General features: G+C 62.6%; 17 protein-coding genes. 13 read left to right on the top strand and 4 right to left on the bottom strand.

What is annotated here, in order from left to right:
- The first annotated feature begins 427 nt into the window (after nucleotides 1-427).
- From NKI79_RS22520 to NKI79_RS22505, 4 genes are all read left to right on the top strand, one after another.
- Complete coding sequence (locus tag NKI79_RS22520) at nucleotides 428-4,786, top strand: strawberry notch-like NTP hydrolase domain-containing protein (protein WP_352804566.1); 4,359 nt, start codon at nucleotides 428-430, stop codon at nucleotides 4,784-4,786.
- On the top strand, nucleotides 4,786-5,832 hold the full coding sequence (locus tag NKI79_RS22515; RefSeq protein ID WP_352804563.1) for a DUF7146 domain-containing protein: 1,047 nt from the start codon (nucleotides 4,786-4,788) through the stop codon (nucleotides 5,830-5,832). The genes NKI79_RS22520 and NKI79_RS22515 overlap by 1 nt, the downstream gene beginning before the upstream one ends.
- A gap of 312 nt (nucleotides 5,833-6,144) precedes the next feature.
- Complete coding sequence (locus NKI79_RS22510; RefSeq protein ID WP_352804560.1) at nucleotides 6,145-7,080, top strand: DUF2493 domain-containing protein; 936 nt, start codon at nucleotides 6,145-6,147, stop codon at nucleotides 7,078-7,080.
- Between the two features lie 776 nt (nucleotides 7,081-7,856).
- Nucleotides 7,857-8,186, top strand: a complete 330-nt coding sequence (locus NKI79_RS22505) for a DUF736 domain-containing protein (RefSeq protein ID WP_254818670.1) — start codon at nucleotides 7,857-7,859, stop codon at nucleotides 8,184-8,186.
- A gap of 194 nt (nucleotides 8,187-8,380) precedes the next feature.
- Here NKI79_RS22505 and NKI79_RS22500 read toward each other — a convergent pair whose 3' ends face one another.
- Nucleotides 8,381-8,596, bottom strand: a complete 216-nt coding sequence (locus NKI79_RS22500; RefSeq protein ID WP_023674290.1) for a helix-turn-helix domain-containing protein — start codon at nucleotides 8,594-8,596, stop codon at nucleotides 8,381-8,383.
- 126 nt (nucleotides 8,597-8,722) lie between these two features.
- Between NKI79_RS22500 and NKI79_RS22495 the strand changes: the two genes are divergently transcribed.
- The 9 genes from NKI79_RS22495 (at nucleotide 8,723) to NKI79_RS22455 (ending at nucleotide 14,742) form a co-directional block, all read left to right on the top strand.
- Nucleotides 8,723-9,001: a DNA -binding domain-containing protein gene (locus NKI79_RS22495; protein WP_352804558.1), complete on the top strand. Its 279-nt coding sequence runs from the start codon at nucleotides 8,723-8,725 to the stop codon at nucleotides 8,999-9,001.
- A gap of 167 nt (nucleotides 9,002-9,168) precedes the next feature.
- The gene (locus tag NKI79_RS22490; protein WP_352476789.1) at nucleotides 9,169-9,354 is read left to right on the top strand and encodes a transcriptional regulator domain-containing protein; all 186 of its coding nucleotides are present in this window, start codon (nucleotides 9,169-9,171) and stop codon (nucleotides 9,352-9,354) included.
- Between the two features lie 46 nt (nucleotides 9,355-9,400).
- Nucleotides 9,401-9,925, top strand: a complete 525-nt coding sequence (locus NKI79_RS22485; RefSeq protein ID WP_352804556.1) for a DUF2285 domain-containing protein — start codon at nucleotides 9,401-9,403, stop codon at nucleotides 9,923-9,925.
- A 114-nt stretch (nucleotides 9,926-10,039) separates the two neighbouring features.
- On the top strand, nucleotides 10,040-10,330 hold the full coding sequence (locus NKI79_RS22480) for a helix-turn-helix transcriptional regulator (protein ID WP_254818552.1): 291 nt from the start codon (nucleotides 10,040-10,042) through the stop codon (nucleotides 10,328-10,330).
- A 16-nt stretch (nucleotides 10,331-10,346) separates the two neighbouring features.
- Entirely contained in the window at nucleotides 10,347-10,778 is a 432-nt protein-coding gene (locus tag NKI79_RS22475) for a replication initiator protein A (RefSeq protein ID WP_254818551.1), read from the top strand.
- On the top strand, nucleotides 10,775-11,335 hold the full coding sequence (locus NKI79_RS22470; RefSeq protein ID WP_352804552.1) for a S26 family signal peptidase: 561 nt from the start codon (nucleotides 10,775-10,777) through the stop codon (nucleotides 11,333-11,335). Before NKI79_RS22475 ends, NKI79_RS22470 begins: the two co-directional genes overlap by 4 nt.
- 45 nt (nucleotides 11,336-11,380) lie before the next feature.
- Nucleotides 11,381-11,707 carry a DUF736 domain-containing protein gene (locus tag NKI79_RS22465; protein WP_352476759.1) on the top strand — a complete coding sequence of 109 codons (327 nt, stop codon included), beginning with the start codon at nucleotides 11,381-11,383 and terminating at the stop codon, nucleotides 11,705-11,707.
- A 4-nt stretch (nucleotides 11,708-11,711) separates the two neighbouring features.
- A complete protein-coding gene (locus tag NKI79_RS22460; protein ID WP_352804549.1) occupies nucleotides 11,712-12,755 on the top strand; it encodes a lytic transglycosylase domain-containing protein in 1,044 nt (347 codons plus the stop codon).
- 244 nt (nucleotides 12,756-12,999) lie between these two features.
- Nucleotides 13,000-14,742 (top strand): relaxase/mobilization nuclease domain-containing protein, encoded by a 1,743-nt coding sequence (locus NKI79_RS22455; RefSeq protein ID WP_352804546.1) that lies wholly within the window; start codon nucleotides 13,000-13,002, stop codon nucleotides 14,740-14,742.
- Between the two features lie 127 nt (nucleotides 14,743-14,869).
- Here NKI79_RS22455 and NKI79_RS22450 read toward each other — a convergent pair whose 3' ends face one another.
- Genes NKI79_RS22450 through NKI79_RS22440 form a run of 3 tightly spaced genes read right to left on the bottom strand, consistent with a single transcriptional unit; the run spans nucleotide 14,870 to nucleotide 17,898 of the window.
- Nucleotides 14,870-15,907, bottom strand: a complete 1,038-nt coding sequence (locus NKI79_RS22450; protein ID WP_502895607.1) for an L-idonate 5-dehydrogenase — start codon at nucleotides 15,905-15,907, stop codon at nucleotides 14,870-14,872.
- Between the two features lie 8 nt (nucleotides 15,908-15,915).
- Nucleotides 15,916-17,322, bottom strand: coding sequence for a TRAP transporter large permease (locus NKI79_RS22445; protein ID WP_254818544.1), 1,407 nt, complete (start codon nucleotides 17,320-17,322; stop codon nucleotides 15,916-15,918).
- Nucleotides 17,323-17,325: 3 nt separating this feature from the next.
- Nucleotides 17,326-17,898 carry a TRAP transporter small permease gene (locus tag NKI79_RS22440; protein WP_352508693.1) on the bottom strand — a complete coding sequence of 191 codons (573 nt, stop codon included), beginning with the start codon at nucleotides 17,896-17,898 and terminating at the stop codon, nucleotides 17,326-17,328.
- Nucleotides 17,899-17,975: the final 77 nt, after the last annotated feature.

The raw sequence follows: 17,975 nt of genomic DNA, 5'->3' as shown, positions 1-17,975 counted from the left end.
AAAGACACAGCTCCCCTAATTCCTCTCACCCGACGTTGGGGGGGTTTAACACCGCGACCCCAAAATGGCCGCTTAATAGACCGCCGCGCGGGGCGGGGGTGCGCCCGCCCCGCGCCCTTTCCTACCCCTACCGGATCACACTGGCAAAGCCAATTGGCCGCTTCTGCCGCGTCCTTCTCGCTCGGCGGCTGCTGCCCGCAGTCCCCACTGCGTGCCAAGGTGTCGCCCCGGGGCTGCCAACCGCGTTGCCGCTGTCGTCGTTGGACTGACGGCGGGTAGCGGCGCAGCGCCTGGATCGAAGAAGGATCGTTATCGGCAGGACCGCAGTCCAGAGGGGAGAGGCCGGCCAGGGGGGATTTGAGCCGGATTGGTCGAGAGAGAGGGCCGCCCGGTTCATTCCCGTTCCGCTCTCCTTGAGGTTTTCTCCATGCTTGATGCTTCTTCGAAGACTGCCGCTCCGGCAGTACCGCTTCCGCTTGTCTCATCCCCCGCGGTCGAACCAGCTGCCGCCATCCACCGCGCGGCGCAGTTCCTTCTACCCGATCTCCAACGCGGTCAGCGCCTCGACGCCCCGAACCTTCGCTTGGCCATGGAAGCTGCCTTCGGTGCCTCCGACGCATCCGGAGCATGGGACTGGAAATCAGCCTATGAGGCTTGCGAAGTCGCGACGGTGCTGTTCCTGCGCAAATTCGGAAAGTCGCTTTTCCGCAAAGCCGGTTCTCCGGCCGCCGCACTTCCGATGCTGGGCAAGATCGCCGGCCTGTTCCCAACTCACACGCGCCGCTCCGAAGAGACCGAAGCGCTTCAGCAGTTCAGCACCCCCATTCCGCTCGGTCTGGCGGCCGTGACTGCTGCGGCAATCACCCCTGCCGATCGCGTGCTGGAGCCCTCCGCCGGCACCGGGTTACTTGCTATTCTGGCCGAGATCAGCGGCGGCACACTGCTGCTCAACGAACTGGCCGAGGCCCGCGCCGGGCTTCTTTCGTTGCTCTTTCCGGCCATCCCCGTCACCCGCTTCAACGCAGCGCATATCGATGATCATCTCGATCCAGGCATAGTGCCGAGCGTCGTGCTGATGAACCCGCCATTCTCGGTGCTTGCTAATGTCAGCGGCCGCATGCCCGACGCTGCCTACCGCCACGTCGCCTCTGCGCTGGCCCGGCTCGCCGAGGGTGGGCGGCTTGTCGCAATCACTGGGGCAAATTTTTCCCCAGAGCTGCCCATCTGGCGCGGGTCCTTCGTCAGGCTCCAGGAGCGCGGTCGCGTTGTGTTCACCGCCGCGATCGACGGCGCCGTCTACGCCAGGCATGGCACCACCGTCGAGACCCGGCTGACCGTCATCGACAAACTGCCGGCCGACAATCCAGGCACCTTTCCAGCATCAGCCGGCACGGCGCCCGATGTCGCCACCCTGATCGCCTGGATTGGCGAACATGTTCCCGCGCGGCCGCCGGTCAGCGCTTCGGTCTTTGCGCCCGCCGTCAAGGCACTGGGGCCCATAGCGCGCATCGTGCGCGGTGATCTCGCCAGATCCGCAGGTTCCACTCCGGTGCGCAGCCTTGCCACGCCGGAAGGCACCGAGCTTGCTTACGAGACATTGGACTGGACGCCTGCCGAAAGTAGGCACATCACCGATGGCATCTATGAGGAGTACGGGTTGCAGGCGATCCGTATTCCGGGCGCCCATCCGCATCCGACCAAGCTGGTCCAATCGGCGGCAATGGCATCCGTTGCTCCGCCGAAGCCGAGCTACCGGCCGATTCTTCCTGCCAAGGTTGTCAGCGACGGCCTCTTGTCCGACGCGCAGCTAGAAACAGTCATCTATGCCGGCGAGGCCCATTCGGAGTTCCTCGCCGGTTCCTGGACGGTGGACGACACCTTCGACCTTGTCTCTGCCGCGCGCGACGATGCCGCGCACGCCGTGCGATTCCGCCGTGGCTTCATGCTCGGCGACGGGACGGGCGCCGGCAAGGGCCGCCAGTCCGCAGGCATCATCCTGGACAGTTGGATGCAGGGCCGCCGCAAGGCGGTGTGGATCTCCAAATCCGACAAGCTGATCGAAGACGCCCAGCGCGACTGGTCTGCTCTCGGCATGGAGCGCCTGCTGGTCACGCCGCTGTCGCGGTTCCCGCAGGGCAAGGCCATCCGCCTCGATCAAGGGGTCCTTTTCACCACCTACGCAACGCTGCGCTCCGACGAACGCGGTGAGAAGATGTCGCGCGTGCGGCAGATCGTCGAATGGTTGGGCACCGACTTCGACGGAGTGATCATTTTCGACGAGAGCCACGCTATGCAGAACGCGGCAGGCGGCAAGGGAGAGCGCGGCGACGTCGCCGCCTCACAGCAGGGACGCGCCGGGCTCCGCCTCCAAAACGCCCTGCCGAACGCCCGCGTCGTCTATGCCTCGGCGACGGGAGCAACCACCGTCCACAACCTCGCCTACGCGCAGCGTTTGGGCCTGTGGGGTGGCGACGATTTGCCCTTCGCGACCAGGGCCGAATTTGTCGAGACGATCGAGGCTGGCGGCGTTGCCGCCATGGAAGTGCTGGCCCGAGACCTTCGCGCACTCGGTCTCTATACGGCCCGATCGCTCTCTTACGACGGTGTCGAATACGAGCTGGTCGAGCACCAGCTTACCCCCGAGCAGACCCGCATTTACGACGCCTACGCCGGAGCGTTTAGTGTCATTCATAATAATCTCGACGCCGCGATGCGGGCCGCCAACATCACAGGCGAGACCGGCACACTAAACCGTCAGGCAAAGTCGGCTGCACGTTCGGCTTTCGAGAGCACGAAACAGCGCTTCTTCGGCCATTTGCTCACCGGCATGAAGACGCCGACCCTGATACGCTCGATCGAGCGCGATCTGCATCAAGGCCATGCCGCCGTCATCCAGATCGTCTCGACCGGCGAGGCACTGATGGAACGGCGCCTCGCTGAAATTCCAACCGAGGAATGGAACGACGTTCGCGTCGACATCACGCCGCGCGAATATGTCCTCTCGTATCTGCAGCATTCGTTCCCGGTGCAACTCTATGAGCCGTTCACCGACAGCGAAGGCAATTTGTCGTCACGTCCGGTCTATCGCGACGGCCAGCCCGTGGAGAGCCGCGAAGCGGTCGCCCGCCGCGATCGCCTCATCGAGCAACTCGCTTCACTGGCCCCCGTCCCGCGGGCTCTCGATCAGATCGTACAGCGCTTCGGTACCGACCTCGTAGCGGAAGTGACAGGCCGGTCGCGCCGCATCGTGCGCAAGACCAGCACTCGAGGCATCGATCGCCTTATCGTCGAAAACCGCGCCGGATCGGCCAATCTCGCCGAGGCACAGGCATTCATGGATGACTGCAAGCGCATATTGGTGTTTTCCGACGCTGGTGGCACTGGCCGCAGCTATCACGCTGATCTCACTGCGAAGAACCGCCGCCTTCGAGTTCACTATCTGCTCGAGCCGGGCTGGAGGGCCGATGCCGCCATCCAGGGTTTGGGGCGCACCAACCGCACGAACCAGGCGCAGCCGCCGCTGTTCCGGCCGGTTGCAACCGATGTGAAGGCTGAGAAGCGCTTTCTCTCGACGATAGCCCGGCGCCTCGACACATTGGGCGCCATTACGCGCGGCCAGCGCCAGACCGGCGGACAGGGCCTATTTCGCCCTGAGGACAATCTGGAGTCGCACTATGCCCGCGACGCGCTGCGGCAGCTTTACCTGCTGCTGGTTCGCGGCAAGGTGGACGGCTGCTCACTCCAGATGTTCGAGGAGGCGACCGGCCTCACGCTGACGGATTCCACCGGCATCAAGGACGAGCTGCCGCCGATCACGACCTTCCTCAATCGGCTGCTGGCGCTCACCATCGCGCTTCAAACCGTCCTGTTTACGGCCTTCGAGCAATTGCTAAATGCGAAAATCGAGGGCGCCATCGCCTCCGGCGCCTACGACATCGGCTTGGAAACACTGCGTGCGGAGAGCTTCGTCGTCACCGAGCGACGCGTCATCCATGTCCATGCCGCCACCGGTGCGGAAACGCGACTGCTGACCATCGCCCAGCGCAAGCGCAATCGACCCGTTTCACTTGCCGATGCCCTTGCCCAGCTTCACGATCCCCGCGCGAAGCTCCTGGTCAACAACCGATCCGGCCGCGCCGCCGTACAGGTGCCAGCGCCCGCGCTGATGCTGGACAACGGCGAGATCGAATGGCGCGTCCGGCTGATCCGGCCGATGGAGCACCATCAGGCCTCATTGAAGATGATGGCGGAGAGCCACTGGGTTGAGGCTGAGCAGGCTGCATTCGCTGACGCCTGGAGTGTCGAGACGGCTGACGTGCCCGAATTCACGGACAGCACTATCCATGTCGTTGCCGGCATGCTGCTGCCGATCTGGAAGCGTCTGCCCAGGGAATTCTCACGTGTGTACCGGCTCCAGACTGACGATGGCGAGCGCATCATCGGTCGTCAGGTCCCGCCAGCATGGATCGCGGGCGCACTGCCAACAAGCTCGCCTTCGATCACAGCCAGTGATGCTTTCGTTGCGCTTCTGGGCGGTCGAACGATCCTCGATCTCGCCGATGGTCTGCAGCTTCGGCGCAGCCGCCTCATGGGCGTCAGCCGAATCGAGCTGACGGGCTTCAATGACACAATGCGTGACCGTCTTTCGGCTTACGGCCTCTTCCGAGAGATCATCTCCTGGAAGCTGCGCATGTTCGTGCCCGCCGACTCATCTGGACCCGCAATTCTGGGCAAGTTGCTGAAGGCTTATCCAGTCCAGCGCATCGACACGCGGGAGGACGCGTGATGGCCCGCCACGGTGCGTCAGAACTGGCGCACCGCCTCGGCCAGCAGGCTGAGGCGGTTTGTCGCTATTATCTTTCGAACGGGCATCGTGAGGGCCGCTACTGGCTTGTCGGCGATGTGCAAAACACGCCGGGCCGCTCAATGTTCGTGCGTCTCGTCGGGTCAGCGAACGGAAAAGGAGCCGCCGGCAAGTGGGCCGATGCGGCGACTGGCGAGCATGGCGACCTTCTAGACGTCATCCGCGAAAGCCGCGGCTTGAGCAACTTCAAGGACGTCGCGAATGAAGCAATGACGTTTCTCGGCTTGCCGCATCCCGAACCAGAGCAGACGTCTCCCCCTTCGAAATCGGTAGACACGCCATCCGGATCATCGGGAGCAGCGCGTCGGCTGTTTGCGATGTCGCAGCCGATTGCGGGTACAGTCGTAGAGGCGTATCTGCGCAACCGCAGTATTACCGCTTTGCACGGGACCGAAAGCCTGCGTTTTCACCCGCACTGCTACTACCGGCCCGACGAACACGCGCCGACCGAGACCTGGCCGGCGATGATCGCTTCCGTCACCGATCTCGACGGCCATTTGACTGGCGCACATCGCACCTGGCTTGATCCTTCCGGCAGGGCCAAGGCACCGGTCGGTACGCCGAAGCGCGCGATGGGCGATCTTCTTGGTCACGCGGTTCGCTTTGGCCTGCCGGGCGACGTCATGGCGGGCGGCGAAGGCATCGAGACCGTCTTGTCGCTTCGGTGCATCCTGCCCGATATGGCTATGGCAGCGGCACTCTCGGCAGCCCATCTCGCTGCCATGCTGTTCCCCCTCACGCTGAGACGGCTCTACATCGTGCGCGATGCCGATCCAGCCGGCGACGGCGCACGTGACACCTTGATCAAAAGAGCGAATGCTGCCGGGATTGAGGCGATTGTGCTCTCGCCGACACTTGGAGACTTCAACGAAGATCTCTGTACGCTTGGCGTGGATGATCTTCGAGCACGCGCGCGTGTCCAGCTCGCGCCGCAGGACATCGCCCGTTTCATGGCAGTGGCGGGATAATTTGGAACGAACAACCTGTCCGCTGTCGCTTGCATCGCTCGGATGCCCCCGAAGTCGGAGAGAACCGCGCCTGCGGGCCTTCGAGAGGGCGATCGGCCAGCAAACGAGCCAGACCCGCAATGTCTTCGGCCGACTATTTTCCGGCGCGCTCCCAAGGGAGCGCTTTCCATCGCGAAGCAAAATAGCCGGCCTTCCCCCTCCTCCGCTGACACTCCGGCCCTTCGCTTCGCTGCGGGTGCAGGTCCGTCCCGTCCGCCGGCTTCCGTCGCCATGAAGGCCGCGAGGGTCGCGGTCCAACCGGCGGAGCATCCAATGAGCGAGCATAACGACTACGAACCACAGCACTCGTCTTCACCCATCGACCAAGTCCTCACCGAACTCCAGCTCTATGGCTACCGGCCCTTCGCAGATGAGCCTGATCCTCGACCGCTTCCAGAGGGCCACTGCGTCGCCGGCGCGATCGCCGACATCTTCGACGCCCTCATCGTGGCACTGCAAGACACTCGCCTCGAGCCCGATCTCGACGATCTTCTATGGTCGACCGTCAACATCTTTCACCGCGCCGCAGATCGGATCGAGCGCGAGCTCGACCACAACGAGCAGGCGCAACGCCGCAGCCAGTGTGAGCAGGACGGCAGCGAAGTGAAATCCGTCGAGCTGGAACGCCTGACGGCCGAAGGGCAGACGCTGATCGAACGCCAAAGCGCCTTCGAACTGATGCGTGATCAGGCCGCGGAGCACTATGAGCGCCACACCGGATCCAGTTGGCGACCGCGCAGCGGATCGATGGTCAACCACCGCAACCTGACCTCTGCGCTGATCGACAGCCGCGACTTTCTCAGCGCCAAGAAACGTGCCTCGCAGGAAGTCCTTCTGCCACCTGGCCCGAAAATCGCCTTCACCGCTGGGCTCGACTTCAATGACCACCAGCTGATCTGGGCCAAGCTCGACCAGGTCCACGCCCGGCATCCCGACATGGTCTTGATGCACGGGAAATCGCCGAAGGGTGGCGAAAAAATCGCCTCCTGTTGGGCAGATCATCGCAAGGTACCCCAAATCGGCTTTGCCCCTGATTGGACAAGGCATGCCAAAGCCGCTCCGTTCAAGCGCAATGACGCAATGCTGGAGTTGCTGCCGATAGGCGTCATCGTCTTTCCCGGGACCGGAATTCAGGACAATCTTGCTGACAAGGCAAAAAAGCTCGGCATCCCAGTCCTCGACTTCCGCCCCAAGGGAGGCGGCGCGTAAGCGCTGCCCGCCCTACCCTTTGTCGATTGTACAATACGGTCGGGCGGCGCGGCGCCGCCCGTCTTATGCGATACTCAAGTCCGCGCCCTGGCAAAGGCGCGCGACGCCGTCACGCTTGCCGTCAACGTTTCAGCTGCGTCGCAGCTGGCATCACAGCTGCGAATAACGACGCCTGTTCAACCGAACAGGGGCCGGATCTGGCCGAACTCATCGAACACCGGCGTGGGCAGGATGCTTGTTCTTGAGCGGCCGTCGCATTGTTAGCGTTGTCGCTGACACGGCATCGCGCGACGCACAGTTCGAATCCACCACGGCGTGCCGTCTCGTTCCAGAGATAGCGGATATCCGGTGATGCACGTCAGCCGTGACTTGAACCCTGTCTTAAGCGCGGTGCTGACAACAGCTTGCGACTCGCAATGCCTGTACAGAGGAGCATCGACGCCGCTGATCGTCGTAGCCGGGATTTCGCCAGCGACGGTATCGCCAGGTTCTCCGTTGATGTCTCTATCTGGTGGGCCGCTCCAAACGGCCTCTTTAATGGGCTGATCCGGCCGAAGGTCGGCTGCGCCTCGATCGCCTAAGCCGCAATGGCGCCGATCGACTTTCTTCCCCTGCCGGCTGCGCCGTCATTCCTCGCCAAACAACAAAGTCGCCTGGCTGCCATCCTCCGCTGGCGCTGCGGTCGCAAGCGATGCGGCGTCGATCGCCTCCGGCCCGCCGATCGCCATCGAGGCCGCAATGGTGCGGGCTCGAAACAGAGTTCAAGGAGAAAACTCATGGCGATAATCGGAACCTTCAAGAGGGCCGGCAACAACGAGTTCACCGGCGAAATCGTGACCCTCTCGCTCCAGACCAAGAACGTCCGGGTTGTGCCCGAGACCAACCGCTCTGGGGACAGCGCCCCCAGCCACCGTGTCTTCGTCGGGCAGGTCGAGATCGGCGCCGCATGGTCCAAGCGCTCCAATGACGGCCGCGACTATCTCGGCATGAAGCTGGACGATCCGAGCTTCACTGCTCCGATCTACGCCAACCTCTTCAACGATGAGGAAGGCGAAGGCTTCAGCCTCATCTGGTCCCGCCCCAACGGGCGCCGCGACGCCGAGTAAGGCCCCGACCAAGGCTCCGCCCGGACGAACAGGGCGGGGCCGCTCTCCTTTTACCCGACAAGTTGAGCGCAGTCGCTGCGCAACGAGCTCCGTCGGTCTGTGGGGCGACTACCGGTCGTGTTCGCGACTGAAGACTTCATTCCTGCATGTTGCCTCGCCGATCATCGAAAATTCGCGGTGCTTCCCGCGTCAACTCACGGTGCCGATTTTCTGATCAACTCGCATGGGTCCACATTCAGCGCAGTGGCGATCCTGCCAAGAACACTGATGCTGGCCGAGACCCGAGCGCGCTCGATCGATCCCACGTAACGCATGCTCAGTCCAGAGCGGGCGGCCAGTTCCTCCTGCGTCACGTTCTGGTCATGGCGCAGACGACGCATGTTGGCCGCCATGATCTCCTTGAGGTTCATGACGGATTAGGGATCAGAAAGGGAACTATCGTTCTAGGAATGATCGTTCCTATTCGCTATGATTGGTGCTCGATCTGCAGGACGGCTCCTTCGAGATCGCGATCGAAATATGAACGGTCAAATACCATGCCTAAACCGCTGCTCGATCCTGATGTCGCCGACATTGCGCCGGATGCACCGGTCCTGACCGGCTATGACGAGGAACGTCTGCTCACCTATATTCGCCTGCTTGACGCGGCAGCCGAAGATGCCGATTGGCGAGAGGTGGCCAGGATCGTCTTGTATATAGACCCGGAGCAGGAGCCGGAACGAGCGTTCCGGTCCTGGGAGACCCATCTTGCCCGCGCGCGATGGATGACGACCAGCGGCTACCGATATCTTCTCGCCGGCGGCGCTCCGCACTGACGCGACCGGCGCTCCACTTGGCTGAATCGGCATAAGGTTTTGCCGACTCTCCAACTATCCAACTTCCTTATCCCCCTGAATGTTGACGCCGACGCCTCACATCCGGGTACGCGGCGAGGACAGGAACAGTGCAAGGCGATTGGACCGATCCGGCGGCGTATGCACATATGTGCAGCTACCAGGCCACGGAGTTCGCTGCCGAGTATCTGATCCGGAATGACGAATTCGTGGCAGAGTGCAGCCAGCTTGCATCGCAACCCGCTGGTTCTGGAGAACCTGCCGGTCAGCCCGATCTCGCCGCCCGTTGGGGCGCGCGATTTCAAAACTGCCGCTGCCGGAGTTCCGAAAGCTGACAATATCATCTGGACGGAACAGGCCTCGCCGCGCGTGCTCCGGGTCATGCGGGTATCTGCATCCGATCAGACAGTTCGACCTTCCAGCCTTGGCGGAGCCAGCGTTTGGCCGCAGGACGAAGGCCTTCACATTATTTGGTCTACCTTAATTGGGAAAAGTCATCTCGTCGCTAACGACCGCGCCGGTGAATTCAACGCTATCCTTCTGCCGCTCGACGCTGCATTCGAGACACGGCTCGATGCAGCGCGCCGGTTCTGGCGCGCACTGAACGGCCGGGCAGCCGGTCCATCCTACGGCGCACTGCCGCAACAGACCAAGACCAGGCATATCCTCAATTTACGCGCACATGATGGTCACCGCACGGGTGCAACCTATCGTCAGCTCGCGGAGGTGCTGTTCTCGCAAGAGCCGATTGTGCCGCGAGATTGGCGTGATCATCATCTCCGCCACAAGGTCCGAGCTATCTTACGCCGTGCAGCTTTTTTAGTCGCCGGCGGCTATCGCGATCTTCTCTTCTACCCCCACAACCGCAGCGAAAAGTCCGGCCGCCGAAGTCCTTCTTCGGGGTAGCAAAAACGCACCCCCCAATCTTTGCCCTCCCTCGCCTTTCCTCATTTCGATCATGGTCCACTTCGCGCGTCCCGGCAGGCCAGGACGACAGCAGAACCGAATGGAGATCGAGCGATGTCGAAGGGTCCCGCGGACGCGCCCCAAAAGTATTTGCGCACGAAGGAGGCAGCAAACATCGTCGGGCTCTGCGCCCGCACACTCGAAAAGCACCGGACCTACGGCACCGGCCCAAAATACCGAAAGGTCGGCGGGCGCGTTCTCTACGACATCAACGACCTGCACGCTTGGATAGATCTGGGCGCACGCACCTCCACCAGCGATGCCAACGCGACCTATGTTCCGCCGGCAAAACCCCATGCAGCCCGCGCGCCCGCCTATGTCGGCAGGCGCGACCGCAGCTCCTGATCTGTGGCGCACCGAAATGCAGTATCGCGAGACCGTTCAGCAGCAATTTGCCCTGCCTCATGTCCCCTCATCCGGCTTCCCTCCACCCGGCACGCAGGACGTTGTGGCGTGGCAACTCGTCTTGTTGGTGAAATCCCGCCACCTGAGACCGATCCATTCTCATGCGGGCGAAGAATCGACCTGCGTTGAGGCGGCAAGTGTGCACGGCATAGCAGCGATTTGGAACGCTGCCATCCTGGTCTGGGCTGCGTCGCAAACCATCCACGCGCAAGCCAGGAGATTGCAACTGCGGCGCGTGGTAGCGGCGAAACAGCAGCAAACCCTGACGTTCATGTCGCCGCGTAATCGGCGCCATGTCCACAGCCGGATAGCCCCACGCGAGCAGCCGAGCCGATACACGGCCCAGCGTCATAAAACTTGCCTGCTGCGCCCCGGGATCGAGTCATGAGCAAGCGCACAAAGATCATCGCCACGATGATTGGCGGCGCAGTGCTCGCGGCGGCGCCGGAATGGATTAGCCCTCCGCCGCTGTCCATCTGGAACGCATCGGCGAGCATCCCCGTCGGGCTCTATCGCGTCCAGCCGGCCGACAAAATCGGTATTGCCGATATCGCCGTCATCATGCCGCCCGAGCCATTGGCGGCCTTCATGGCAAGACGCGGGTATCTGCCGAAAAATGTGCCGCTCCTGAAGCGTATTTTAGCACTGGGGGGCGCAACCGTCTGTCGCCAAGGCACAACGATCATCGTCAACGGCAAGACGTATGGACATGCGCGCGAGCGTGACAGTCGCGGTCGACCCCTGCCCATTTGGCAGGGCTGCCGCGACATTGCCGAGGCGGACGTCTTCCTTATGAACCCGGGTGCGGCCGACAGTTTTGACAGCCGCTATTTCGGCCCGCTCCCGCTCTCATCAATCGTTGGCCGCGCGGTTCCCGTCTGGACCACGGAGCCCACCACGCCGGTGCTGGAGGTCACCAACGATCCCCTTTCTAGCGAGCCGTGACGGCTCGGCTGAACGCGCACTAACACTCATGAAAGGAGCACTGCAATGACCCAGATCGGAACCTTCACGCGCAATGATGACGGCTTCTTCGGCAATCTCTCCACGCTAACAATCGAGGCGAAGATTGCCATTCTGCCTGCCGAGAAATCAAAAACCGAAAACGCGCCCGACTATCTGATCTATTGCGAAGGGATGGCGGTCGGTGCGGCTTGGGACCGCGCCGGAGACAAGGCGGGGGATTACCTCTCCGTCTCAATTGACGACCCGTCCTTTACGCAGCCGATCCGCGCCAAGCTGTTCCGGTCCGATGCAGAGAACAGCGTCTGGAGCCTGCACTGGAACCGATCCTCGAAGCGCGACGGGCGAGGCTGAACAGATGCTTCTGGAGCCCTTCGACGAATCTTTCTCGCCAACCCTTTTGATCCATTGCGTGCCGGTCAAACCCTTCGACCCGATCGCCCGCGACGCAGCCCAGAGGGGGCCGGACACTTGCCTGTGGCTCCGGACACCGATCTCATCACAGTTTTGGCAAAGCCGGTTCGATCGGCGAGCCCCTGCCCTTAACGGAAGCGAACACCGTCGCAGGCTGGCGGTGCACCGGTTCTGCGGTCTGCGGGATGCAGTCCACAGAGGCATGACGACGTTTGCCGCATGTGTCATGCTCGGCTTCGTGGCGCCCGAAACTGGTGCAGCGGCTTCCTCCGGTGAACGGCCGGCGCACTCCGAGTCGACGATCTTGTCGGCTTGCCCGTGGTCGCGGCATATCCGGGAAGCGTCAAAACGCTTCGCGATTCCAGAGCGGTTGCTGCGCGGCGTCATGCATGTTGAGAGCGTCGGCGATGTTCGTGCGCTTTCAAGCAAGGGCGCAATGGGCTTGATGCAGATCATGCCGGCGACGTGGGAAGAACTGCGCATCAAATACCGTCTCGGTGACGATCCCTATCGACCGCGTGACAACATTCTTGCAGGTGCAGCATATCTTCGCGAAATGCTCGACAGCTTCGGGCGCAGCGGCTTTCTTGCCGCTTACAATGCCGGTCCTGGTCGGTACACGGAACATCTCTCGACCGGCCGTCCGCTCCCACGCGAGACGGTCGACTACGTTAGGAAACTCGCGCCGCTGCTCGATGGTGCAGTTCTCAGTCCGCGGCGCCCGCGGCAAAGAAGGGGCAGAGCCAGCTCACTCCGTGCAACGATCTTTGCGCATCCCCATGACATTCGGAACGCCGCTGTATCGGATGGCAATGGTTATGCCGAGACGATCTTTGCGGCGATTCATTCGTCAGCGATGCAGTCGCCAATGGGCCATCCTGTTGCGGACCTGACCGCGATCGAGCCACGGCGGAGTGAAACCGATTTCCAATCGAACCACGCTGTTTCCGGCCTATTCGCTCAGCCCTCTTTAGCCATATCGCGCTGATCGCCACGTTCCTCCTCAATTCCATTCCGGCCTGTTCCGTCGCGGAAATTGCGGCGGAAGGGTTGGCCGCAGATAAGGACAGAGAGAGTGGCAGGATAAAGGGCCGCGAGGTGCGGCTCGGTTCGGCCGATTGTTTTCCTTACAATTTTCGACTCATTTCGCGATGTGCTGCCACAATCAGCGATGTGCGCTATCCCCATTTTTTCAGTCTTTCAATGGAAACCGCACCTCGTGGCCGCCTAGCATGAAGCGTGACGATACCTTTCGCGTCCGCCCCGGTCGTATCCGCTCCCGCGCCGGCCAGCGCGCACGACCCTTCATCTTCCAGGCTCTTGCGGCCACACAGCGCGCCGGCGGTCACCTTACGTGCGAGGGTCGGATCACCTCCCCGCGAGCTTCAACGTTTGGCCGCGGCAGGTCAGCGAGCATCCGCGCCAGTCGCCTCATCTCTGACCGCTCACGCGGCGCCGTCGTCAAGACCCGTGTGGTGCGGCAGTTCAGAGGGTCTGCGCCACTCGCCACCCATCTCAAATATCTTCGCCGCGAAGGTGTTACACGTGATGGTGAGAAGGCCAGGATGTTCGGCCCTGAGACCAAAGAGGCAGATCATGACGCCTTCTGCGATCGCTGCAAGGACGATCGGCATCACTTCCGTTTCATCGTTTCACCGGACGACGCAATGGAGCTCGGCGACCTCAAGAACTTCACTCGTGACCTGATGGTCGACATCGAGCGCGACCTCGGCACGAGGCTCGACTGGATAGCCGTCGATCACTGGAACACCAAACATCCGCACGTTCATATCCTCGTTCGCGGCGTTGCCGACGATGGCGAGAGTCTTGTCATCTCGCGCGACTACATCCGCCAAGGCATGCGCGATCGGGCGAGCGACATTCTCACCCAGACGCTTGGGCTCCGCACCGACCTCGACATCCGCCAGGCCATCGAGCACCAAGTCGACAATGAGCGCTGGACGCAGCTCGATCGCCAGCTTGTTCGTGACGCCGACCGTCATGGTATCATTGATCTCGCGCCACACCCTGATCGCCATCCCGACCAGTTCCTTGGGCTCAAAGTCGGCCGGCTGCGGCAACTGGAGTGCCTGGGTCTCGCGAACGAGATCCGTCCCGGCCAATGGATGGTGGTCGAAGAGGCCGAGGCCACTTTGCGCGCCCTCGGTGAACGCGGCGACATCATCAAGCGCATGCACCGCAGTCTCACCGTGCGTGGGCTAGAAAAGGGGACAGTCGACTACGTGCTGGCCGCCGAAAAAATTGATGCGCCCGTGATCGGCCGACTGCTCGAACGCGGCCTTGATGACGAACGGCGCGGCGCGGCCTATGCCATCGTCGATGGCATCGATGGACGCACGCACCACATTCGCTTCCATGATCCTGATGCGGCAGGAGATTCCGACCCGGGCTCGGTCGTGGAGTTGTGTCGCCATGCGAGTGCAAATGGCGGTGGCCGGGTCACGCTCGCCGTCCGCTCCGACCTCTCAATCGAACAGCAGGTCCATGCTTCCGGCGCGACTTGGCTCGATCGCCAACTCGTTGCACGCGAGCCCGCCGAATTCGGTGACGGCGGCTTTGGCAAGGACGTAAGACAGGCACTGCAAGATCGGGTAGATCACCTTGTCAGCCGCGATCTGGCCAGGCGCGAGGGACAGCGCGTCATTCTTGCCCGCAATCTGATCGATACACTACACGATCATGAGGTGGAATCGCTTGGTGCCCGCATCGCCGCCGAGACGGGCCTGTCATTCACGAAGGCTGCCAACGGCAATCATGTGGCTGGGATTTACCGGCGGCGTTTCTTGCTGGCTTCAGGCCGGCTCGCAATGATCGATAATGGACTCGAATTCAAGCTGGTGCCCTGGTCGCCGTCGCTCGAAAAGCGATTGGGCAATCAAGTTACCGGGGTCGTGTGTTCAGATACGGGGGGCGTGGATTGGAGCCTGGGAAAGAAGCGCGGCATCGGCTTATGATGGTTACACGCGTATGCTCTATCCTGATGCTGGGACGCCGGCACGGTCCGTCGCCCATCCTCTGTTTGTACCTGCACGGTGAAGCGCCAATGGGCTCGTAAAAAACAGGGACGTTGCGAATCCTCAATCAGTCCGCGGTCAGCACGACCTTGACACTTTGAGCGCGGTCGGCGCCAAGTCGGAAGGCATCGGGGGCGGAGGAAAGCGTGCGCTCCGCCGTCACCAGCTTCAGGACGTCCACCTCCCGCGACACAATGAGGTCGACTGCGCGAGCAAACTCGCTGCCGAAGCGGAAGGTGCCTTTGAGGTCGATCTCTTTGGCCATCACCGCATTGGCGGGCAGCGGGATCTGGCCACCGGGAAGATTGCCGACCTGGACCACCGTGCCGCCGCGCCGGACGCTGGCGATTGCCGCGGCAAGGCCTGCGGCAGTGCCTGAAATCTCGAACGCCACATCAAGCGAACCGCCGGCCGCGAGCGACTGGATCTCGGCGTCCCCGCTGGCAAGGTCGATCGTCCTGTCGGCGCCCAACCTGCGGGCGAAGGCGAGCGGCGCGGCGGCGATATCGACGACGGTCAGTTCAGCGCAGCCGGCAAGCCTGGCCGCGAGCATGGTCAAGAGGCCAATGGGACCGGCACCGAACAGGACGACGTTGCGGCCCCTGATGTCGCCGGCCCGCGCAACGGCGTGCAGGCTGACCGCCAGCGGTTCGGCAAGTGCGGCCGCCTGGTAGGCCACATCAGATGGAACCTTGAAACATTGCGCGGGCGTGACGTCGAACAGACTGGCGAAGCCGCCCTGCATATGCGGCGTCTTCGACGCCGAGCCCATGAAGTAGATGTTTTCGCAGAGATTGGCGCGGCCTTCCAGGCATCGCGCGCAATGCCCGCACCAGCGTGACGGATTGACCGCGACGTGGTCGCCGACGCCCAGGCCGGGTGCCGCGCCGTTGATCTCGACGATTTCGCCGGAGATTTCATGGCCGAGGACAAGCGGCGAGGTCACAACGAAGTCGCCGGTGCGGGCATGGCGGAAATAATGCAGGTCGGAGCCGCAGATGCCCCCGGCCCCGAAGCGCACACGCACCATGCCTGGCGCCAGCGGTTCGAGCGGATGCTCCACGACGCGGAGGTCCTGCGGGCCGAACAGTGTCGCGGCGATCACCTGGCCACTCACCGGATCAAGCCCATCTCGGTCGGCAGCCAAAGCGTAATGGCGGGTATGAAGGTGATCAGAAGCAGCGCCACGATAAGCGGCACCAGCCACGGCAGGATCGCCATGGTGGTGCGCTCGACCGAGAGCTTGGCGACGCGTGACAGCACGAACAGCACCATGCCGAGCGGCGGGTGCAAAAGCCCGATCATCAGATTGAGCGTCATAATCAGCCCGAAATGTACCGGGTTGATGCCGTAGACGGCAGCGACCGGCAGCAGGATCGGCACCAGAATCGTGATCGCGGCGATCGTATCGAGGAAGCAGCCGACCACCAGCATCAGGATGTTGACCAGGATCAGGAAGACCCACTTGTTTTCGGTGAGCGCGAAAATGAAGTTCGAAAACAGCTGTGCCGCCTGGCTGACGGTAAGCAGCCAGGCGAAGATCGATGCGGCGGTAACGATGAACAGTACGGAGGCGGTCGTCTCGATCGTGTCGAAGCTGGCCTTGGCAAGCAAACGCAGCGTCATCGTGCGGTAGCGCACCAGCCCGAGGAAAAGCGACCAGATCACAGCCGCCATTGCCGCCTCGGTCGGCGTGAACCAGCCCATGGTCATGCCGCCGATCAGGATGACCGGCGTCATCAGCGCCATGACCGCGGAGAAATCGAAATACCAGTCCGCGGCGATCAGCAGCAGCAGCGCGATGCCGACCGCGACGTTGATCGACAGGCCAAGCTGCACAAGCACGTAACAGCCAATCGGAAAGGCAGCCACCACCAGCACCTCGCCCGCCGCTTCGGCGAGCCGCCGAAGCTCGAAAGGCGTGTCGGAGCCCCAGCCGCGATTGTAGGCAAAGATGGCAACCGTAATCATCATCAGCATGGTCATGACCACGCCGGGCAGGATGCCGGCCATGAACAGCGCGCCGATCGAGACATTGGCCATCATGCCGTAGATGACGAAGGGCAGCGAGGGCGGAAAGATCGGCCCGAGCGTGGCGGAAGCGGCGGTGACGCCAACCGCGGCGTCGATCGGATAGCCGTGGTCCTTCATCGCCTTGATCTCGATGGTGCCGATACCGGCGGCGTCGGCGAGCGCGGTACCCGACATGCCGGAAAAGATCACCGATCCGATGATGTTGACCTGCGCTAGGCCGCCCTTCATCCAGCCGACCAGGGCAAGGGCGAAGGAATAGATACGCCCGGTGACGCCGGCGATGTTCATGAGGTTGCCGGCCAGGATGAAGAAAGGCACGGCGAGCAGCGGAAAGCTCTCCACCCCGGCGATCATGCGCTGGGCTGCGATGATGTCGGGCGCCACGCCGTAGATGACGAGGTAAAGGATCGAGGCGGCCGCCATCGAAACAGCGACCGGCACGCCGATGAGCATCAGGACAAGAAAGCCCCCGACCAGAAGCAGCATCGCTCAGACCCCCGCCGTCTCGAACGCACCAGGACGCTCGAGCACCGAATAGCCGCGCCGGTAATTGCCGATAAAGACCTGGATCGAGCGCAGAAGCATCAGCACGAAGCCGGCCAGTACGGCGTAGAAGAACCAGCGCCGCGGCAGGTTGACGGTGACCATGCGCTCATGCGCCACGATCGTGACGTAGCGCCACATCAGCCAGGATCCGTAGGCGAAGAATGCGATGCGGATAATATCGACGGCGAGCGCCAGCCAGCGGCCGACACGCTCCGGCAGATAGTGGTAAAGCACGTCGACGTGGATATGGCGCGAAAGGCGCACGCACATGGCGGCGCCGAGAAAGACAACGACGACGAGCGCGTTGATGGCGATCTCCTCGGTCCACGCAAAGCTGTTGTTCAGCGCATAACGGGTGAAGAACTGCAGGAAGACACAGACGACCATGCCCCAGAACACGGCAAGCGTGACCCAGTCCTCGATACCGTGGTCCGACAGGTCGACGCGTATCGGCACCTCCTCGAAGGCGTGCGCAATCTCTTCGACGGTGATCTCGGTGTGGTGTTCCTCGGCCATTGGCGCGCACTCCCGAAGCTGGTGGATCGTCAAGGATTGGAAGGCCGTCCGGCGCAATTTGAAGCCGGACGGATAGG

This window comes from Mesorhizobium sp. M0340 (genome assembly GCF_040321535.1).
In the GTDB taxonomy this organism is placed as follows: Bacteria; Pseudomonadota; Alphaproteobacteria; order Rhizobiales; family Rhizobiaceae; genus Mesorhizobium.
The sequence above is the reverse complement of the archived record's forward strand: the minus strand, read 5'-3'. Positions and strand labels throughout refer to the sequence as shown.

Excerpts from the sequence above, each read along its gene's own strand:
- NKI79_RS22520 (WP_352804566.1), top strand. The coding sequence starts at position 428 with ATGCTTGATGCTTCTTCGAAGACTGCCGCTCCGGCAGTACCGCTTCCG.
- NKI79_RS22515 (WP_352804563.1), top strand. The coding sequence starts at position 4,786 with ATGGCCCGCCACGGTGCGTCAGAACTGGCGCACCGCCTCGGCCAGCAG.
- NKI79_RS22510 (WP_352804560.1), top strand. The coding sequence starts at position 6,145 with ATGAGCGAGCATAACGACTACGAACCACAGCACTCGTCTTCACCCATC.
- NKI79_RS22505 (WP_254818670.1), top strand. The coding sequence starts at position 7,857 with ATGGCGATAATCGGAACCTTCAAGAGGGCCGGCAACAACGAGTTCACC.
- NKI79_RS22500 (WP_023674290.1), bottom strand. The coding sequence starts at position 8,596 with ATGAACCTCAAGGAGATCATGGCGGCCAACATGCGTCGTCTGCGCCAT.
- NKI79_RS22495 (WP_352804558.1), top strand. The coding sequence starts at position 8,723 with ATGCCTAAACCGCTGCTCGATCCTGATGTCGCCGACATTGCGCCGGAT.
- NKI79_RS22490 (WP_352476789.1), top strand. The coding sequence starts at position 9,169 with ATGTGCAGCTACCAGGCCACGGAGTTCGCTGCCGAGTATCTGATCCGG.
- NKI79_RS22485 (WP_352804556.1), top strand. The coding sequence starts at position 9,401 with ATGCGGGTATCTGCATCCGATCAGACAGTTCGACCTTCCAGCCTTGGC.
- NKI79_RS22480 (WP_254818552.1), top strand. The coding sequence starts at position 10,040 with ATGTCGAAGGGTCCCGCGGACGCGCCCCAAAAGTATTTGCGCACGAAG.
- NKI79_RS22475 (WP_254818551.1), top strand. The coding sequence starts at position 10,347 with ATGCAGTATCGCGAGACCGTTCAGCAGCAATTTGCCCTGCCTCATGTC.
- NKI79_RS22470 (WP_352804552.1), top strand. The coding sequence starts at position 10,775 with ATGAGCAAGCGCACAAAGATCATCGCCACGATGATTGGCGGCGCAGTG.
- NKI79_RS22465 (WP_352476759.1), top strand. The coding sequence starts at position 11,381 with ATGACCCAGATCGGAACCTTCACGCGCAATGATGACGGCTTCTTCGGC.
- NKI79_RS22460 (WP_352804549.1), top strand. The coding sequence starts at position 11,712 with ATGCTTCTGGAGCCCTTCGACGAATCTTTCTCGCCAACCCTTTTGATC.
- NKI79_RS22455 (WP_352804546.1), top strand. The coding sequence starts at position 13,000 with ATGAAGCGTGACGATACCTTTCGCGTCCGCCCCGGTCGTATCCGCTCC.
- NKI79_RS22445 (WP_254818544.1), bottom strand. The coding sequence starts at position 17,322 with ATGCTGCTTCTGGTCGGGGGCTTTCTTGTCCTGATGCTCATCGGCGTG.
- NKI79_RS22440 (WP_352508693.1), bottom strand. The coding sequence starts at position 17,898 with ATGGCCGAGGAACACCACACCGAGATCACCGTCGAAGAGATTGCGCAC.